This window comes from Thermosynechococcus sp. OHK43, assembly GCF_014466085.1.
Lineage (GTDB): Bacteria > Cyanobacteriota > Cyanobacteriia > Thermosynechococcales > Thermosynechococcaceae > Thermosynechococcus.
Genome location: NZ_JACOMP010000181.1, coordinates 1 through 5,572, shown reverse-complemented (window position 1 = coordinate 5,572; position 5,572 = coordinate 1). Strand labels below are relative to the sequence as shown.

6 protein-coding genes are annotated in these 5,572 nt (G+C 53.1%); 3 read left to right on the top strand and 3 right to left on the bottom strand.

The window, feature by feature from the left end; translation table 11 throughout:
* The first annotated feature begins 3 nt into the window (after positions 1-3).
* From H8Q75_RS07670 to H8Q75_RS07660, 3 genes are all read left to right on the top strand, one after another.
* Positions 4-639, top strand: coding sequence for a peroxiredoxin (locus tag H8Q75_RS07670; protein WP_024125251.1), 636 nt, complete (start codon positions 4-6; stop codon positions 637-639).
* Positions 640-833: 194 nt separating this feature from the next.
* Complete coding sequence (locus H8Q75_RS07665) at positions 834-1,454, top strand: DUF3153 domain-containing protein (protein ID WP_041429155.1); 621 nt, start codon at positions 834-836, stop codon at positions 1,452-1,454.
* A gap of 7 nt (positions 1,455-1,461) precedes the next feature.
* Positions 1,462-2,496, top strand: a complete 1,035-nt coding sequence (locus H8Q75_RS07660; protein ID WP_024125253.1) for an AI-2E family transporter — start codon at positions 1,462-1,464, stop codon at positions 2,494-2,496.
* Here the strand turns inward: H8Q75_RS07660 and H8Q75_RS07655 are convergent.
* The 3 genes from H8Q75_RS07655 to H8Q75_RS07645 all read right to left on the bottom strand — a co-directional run.
* Positions 2,393-3,115, bottom strand: coding sequence for an EcsC family protein (locus H8Q75_RS07655; protein ID WP_024125254.1), 723 nt, complete (start codon positions 3,113-3,115; stop codon positions 2,393-2,395). The two genes, H8Q75_RS07660 and H8Q75_RS07655, sit on opposite strands and share 104 nt — an antisense overlap.
* 99 nt (positions 3,116-3,214) lie before the next feature.
* Complete coding sequence (locus H8Q75_RS07650) at positions 3,215-4,522, bottom strand: aminopeptidase P N-terminal domain-containing protein (protein ID WP_297041034.1); 1,308 nt, start codon at positions 4,520-4,522, stop codon at positions 3,215-3,217.
* 427 nt (positions 4,523-4,949) lie between these two features.
* Positions 4,950-5,572 (bottom strand): aminotransferase class I/II-fold pyridoxal phosphate-dependent enzyme (locus H8Q75_RS07645; RefSeq protein WP_297041032.1); only part of this gene is annotated, 623 nt, incomplete at its 5' end.

The following is a 5,572-nucleotide window of genomic DNA, read 5'->3' as shown; positions in this document are numbered from 1 at the left end:
TCTATGAGCCTAAAACTTGGGGATGTCGTACCCAACTTTACCCAAGCCTCCTCCATGGGAGACATCAACTTCTACGAGTGGGCAGGGGATAGTTGGGTTGTCCTGTTCTCCCATCCAGCGGATTACACCCCCGTTTGCACGACAGAACTGGGGGAAGTGGCACGGTTACGCCCAGAATTTGAGAAGCGCAATGTCAAAGTCTTGGCTCTGAGTGTCGATAGTGTGGAGTCCCACCTCGGCTGGATCAAAGACATCGAAGAAGTGAACAACGTCAAGGTGGATTACCCGATTTTGGCCGACGAGGACAAAAAAGTCTCCAACCTCTACGACATGATCCACCCCAACTCCCTGAACAACCTGACAGTGCGCACAGTCTTTATCATTGACCCCCAAAAACGCCTGCGCCTGACCATGACCTATCCTGCCAGCACAGGCCGCAACTTTGCTGAGATTCTGCGGGTCATTGATTCGCTGCAACTGACGGACAACTACAGTGTGGCAACTCCGGCCAACTGGCAAGAGGGTCAAGAGTGCGTGATTGTGCCTTCCCTCAGCGATGAAGAAGCGAAGCAGAAGTTTCCCAAGGGCTTCAATGCTGTTAAACCCTATCTGCGCTTGACACCTCAACCCAACAAATAGCCTAGATTAGCCTAGACAAGTCATGGCCACACCCTGAGCTGTTCGGGGTGTTTTTTTGTGCCTCGGCAGCATCCCAAGATAGGATAATTTTGCATGGCAAAACTCAGGAAAGGAATAGAGGCGCAATGCAGCGTTGGATACTTTGGCTTTTGATACCCCTTTTCGTCTGTTTGAGTGGATGCGTCCAAGCAGATATGGTCATCCAGCATCAGGGACAAACGGGGGGGAGCCTAACCTACAGGCTAACGCTGCCTCAGCCCGATCCTCTTTTTACTGAGCAAGTCATCCAGCAGGCGCACCGCTTGGGGGGAGCGGTCAAGCAGCGCGATAAAACCCATCTTCAGGTGACGATTCCCTTTGACACCAGCCAGCAATTGGCCACCGTCCTCAATCGCATTGGTCGTGTGCCCTATCTTTCCCAAGTCACTGCTAAGGCGGATATTTTTGACCAGAACCTGTTGCTCTTTGTCCGGGAACGCTTTCGCTATGACATTGACCTGCGACCCTTGGGTATTGAGTCCCGTGATCAAGCCGTTCTGGTGGCACCGCGGTCACTGCTGAATTTTCAGCTTGCCCTAGAAACCCCTTGGGGGGGACACCCGATTGAACGCCCAGCCATGGCGAAGGACACAGTTGTGAACCCCCATGTTCAGCGGGGGGGCGATCGCCTGACTTGGACATTGATACCTGGTTATCTCAATCACCTAGAGGCAGTCTATTGGTATCCCAGTCCCTTGGGGTGGGGTACCTTGGTCATTGTTGGCCTACTGATGTTGGGCAGTTGGCTGCGCACCCGTCTTAGCGGTTCTGCCTAAGATTCCCATGCGATGGTCTGGTCCCCCGGGGAGTTGGCAACGGTATCTTGCCTATTTAATTACAGGACCTCTGACTGTCCTCAACCTCTGGGTGGCGGAGCAAGTTTACCTCTATTTTGAATATCCGATTAATATTCTTGTCATTGCCGCCATCTTGGCTTTTTTGCTCAATCAAGTGGTGATTCGTCTTTGTGCTCGCGGTCTGCAGCGACGGCAGGCGATCGCCCTTGTGTTACTGATTACTCTTTTGGTGGTCAGTGTATTGATGCTGTTGCTGCTCCCCCTTGCGATTCAACAGGCGGAAGAACTCCTGAATCAACTGCCAGAGTTGGCAGATACCAGCAATCAAAATTTGCGCCATCTGGATCAACTCCTGCGCCGCTACCAATTCCCCGTGGGGGTGAATGACTTGATGGAAGAGCTGACGATTCAGGTCAAAGGAATTGCTGCCCTGTTACCCAGTGTTGCCATTACAACTGTAACTAGGTTTTTTGATACTCTCTTGGTGTTGATTCTAACAGTGTATATGCTCTTTTATGGGAGTGGGATTTGGCGCGGGCTAATGCAACTGGTACCCAAGCCTTGGCGGCAGGTGGTGGATGACGCTTTGCGCCTGAATATTCGCAGTTTTTTTTCAGCGCAACTGTTTCTGGGGCTGTTTATGTTTCTTGCCCTCATTCCCTTTATGGTTGCCCTGCAGGTTAATTTTGGCTTTCTTTTTGCCCTTATCATTGGAGTTGCCCAGTTAATTCCTGTGGTAGGGGCAACGCTGGGGATTGGCTTTGTCACCCTGCTCATTCTCTTTCAGGATGCGTGGCTGGCTTTGAATATTTTCCTGATTGCCGTGGTTTTGCAACAGATTAAGGACAATGTGCTTGCCCCCAAGTTACTAGGGAATTTGATGGGACTCAACCCTCTCTGGCAGTTTATTGCCCTGCTCATTGGCGCGCGGGTGGCAGGCTTCTTGGGAATTTTGCTGGCGATTCCCCTGGCAGCAACGGTGAAAGTGGTTCTAGAGTCCCCTCCTGCCCCAGAGGGGTAGCTGACGGCGCGGATCGGAAAGTTTTGATCAACGCACACACCCCATGGCCAAAAACAGTCATAGTAATGGCGTTTGTGCCACCACCAATGACCCCACCAATCAAGGGCAGGGCCCGAACCATCACACTTCTGCCAGCAATTCTGCCAACAATTCGTTGAGCCAGGGGCCGCGGTAGCTGTTGGATGACTTTTTGCAGCAATTGGGGTAATTTTTTTTCCACCGACCGTCTGACGACGGTGTTGAAAACTTGCCGACACAATTCGGTGCCAAAGTACTCTGCTAGCTGATTAGCGGTAACTCCAGAAGCAACGGAAATCAGTATCATTAGCACATTTTCATCTTCGACATCTAGGCCATAGATGGTAAAGAGGGCTGCTGTTAGCTTCGTTTGAGAATAGACAAAGGAGCCAATGTCCAGCACCAGGCCAAGCCAACCCATCAGGCCAGTGACTACACCAGTGCCAAAGGACCAGAAAGTGGCCTCGTAAATGGCATGGTTGGCCATGCGATCGCGATCGCCCTGCCACTGAGGATCGCAGAGAAACTGGTGTCCCCATTCTTGCCCCTCCTGTACGGCGCCGAGCAGACCGGCCCAAGAGAAGTCAGCTGGCTGGGGCATAGGCACACTCCTGATGGGGGATGGTTCACTGATTTATCTATTGATTATCCATCGATCAGTTGCTAAGTATGCACGCCAAGCCAATAATTTTCGGAATGACTATTTGGGCACCGCTGCCGTGAGTACCTCGTGTCCGTCAGCCGTGACGAGGACATCGTCTTCAATGCGCACCCCAATGCCGCGCCAGCGATCGCCAATCTCGGGCTGACCCTCGGCGGGGGTTGCTTCAGGATGAATATAAATCCCTGGCTCAACCGTCAACACTTGCCCCGGCTGGAGGGTCACCCATGTCTCCTTGTTGTGCTTGTAAAGACCGACATCGTGGACATCGAGTCCCAGCCAGTGACCGGTGCCATGCATAAAGAAGGTGCGGTACTTCTGGGTCTGATTCTCTTTCCCTTCATTGATGAGGGTCTCAATTTCCCCGCGCAGCAGGCCAAGGTCAACCAAGCCTTCAACAATCACCTGCACCGCTGCATCGTGGATTTGGTTGTAGGTATTCCCCGGTCGCACCTGCTCAATTGCCGCTTTTTGGGCAGCGAGGACAATATCATAAATCGCCTTTTGTTCGCCGGTAAACTGGCCACTTACAGGAAAGGTGCGGGTAATATCGGCGTTGTAGTAACGATAGGCACAGCCCGCATCAATCAGGAGCAAGTCTCCTGCTGCCATTTGCCGTTGGTTTTCGGTGTAGTGGAGCACACAGGCATTCGGACCTGAGGCAACAATTGAAGGATAAGCAGGGCCATCGCCTCCCCGTAGGCGAAACACATGCTCTATCTCTGCTTGGATCTCGTATTCCCAGCGCCCCGGAGCAGCCAGTTCGCGGGCACACTGATGGGCTTCGACAGTGATGGCGATCGCCCGGCGGATCAAGGCCAGTTCCGCTGCTGATTTAATTTGCCGCATGGGTGCCAAGAGAATACTGGGATCCGCGATCGCCCGCGGACCTGTGCCCCGTTTTGGTAGCGTCGCCAGCAGCCGCTGGTAGTGCTTGAGAATCAGTTGATTAAAACGCTCGTTGCGACCAAAGTGGTAGTACAGCGGATCCCCCGTCTCCAAATAGCGGGGCAGGTGCTCCTCTAGCTCACCAATGGGATATACAGCATCGGCGCCTAACTCCTCCTTAGCCGCGTCTACGCCAAGGCGTGCCCCTGTCCAAATTTCTTGGCTGAGATCCTTGGGCTGCACAAAGAGCACATAGCGATGCTCGCTGTGGTTGGGCGCAAAAACAGCAACCGCCTCTGGCTCATTAAAGCCCGTGAGATAGTAAAAATTACTGTCTTGGCGAAAGTTGTAGTCCACATCATTGTGCATGATGGCGCGCGGGGCACTACAGAAAACAGCCACACCTGTGCCCAATTTCTCTAAAAACTGCTGCTGTCGTTGCTGGTACTCTGCTTTCATCGCGCCCTGAAAAACGGGTTAACCCTTGGGAATGATCACCCTGAAATGGTTTGGTGGGGGCGGAGGGACTTGAACCCTCACGACTTGTTTAAGGTCAACGGATTTTCATCCTCCTGCCGCTTTCGCGACCACCCCTTGGGTGTTGAGGATTGGACTCTCCCTTTACCCGCGTAGAGGATCTACGGTAGGGTAGCTCCCGTCGAGTCTCTGCACCTTCCGTTTCCGTGGGTATGCTCCTGGGAAACGGCTTGGCTCAGGATTGCCATATTTGCCCTGGGGACAAACGTAGGTTTCCCTGAATTTGAGAGCATTCACTTAATAGATTTCTCTACTAAGGCTCAATTGCTTAAGTCCGCAGCGTCTACCATTCCGCCACGCCCCCTTAAGTACCGCTACTATACCACCTTGGCTTTGGGGGATGCAATTCCTACTGGCATTGGTAATAAGCCCGCAAAGCCTCCAGAAGACCCTGGTTTTCGCTGTCACGGCGCACCGCTACCCGGAAGTAAGAGGCGCCCAATTCGGGAAAGCTGCAACAATCGCGAATCAAGATGCGATGTTGCTGCAGGAGGTAGGTTTGCAGGGGCAAAATGGAGCCGGTTGCTTGAATGAGTAAAAAGTTTGCCTTGCTCTTGGTCACCACCTTTAGTTTGGGCAAAGCGTTCAGCGCAGCGGCAAAGGCATGGCGTGTGGGTGGCAGCCACTGCCATGTGTGCTCCTGAAAGGGGCGATCCCCTAAAGCCGTAACGCCAGCGATGATGGCCAGACTATTCACACTCCAGGGATCTCGCCATGCTCGCCAGCGCTGCCAACGTTCGGGCGAGGAGAGGGCATACCCTAGACGCAGACCCGCTAGACCATAGAACTTTGTCAGCGATCGCAGAACAATTAAATTGGGGTACTCAGGCACAGCCGCTATTAGAGACTCGTTTGCCGCCGGCGGCAAAAAGTCCATAAAGGCCTCATCCACCACCACTAAGGCACCTGTCTCTAACAGGGGTTGGAGATGATTCCGCGACCAGAGATGCCCACTGGGGTTATGGGGGTTGT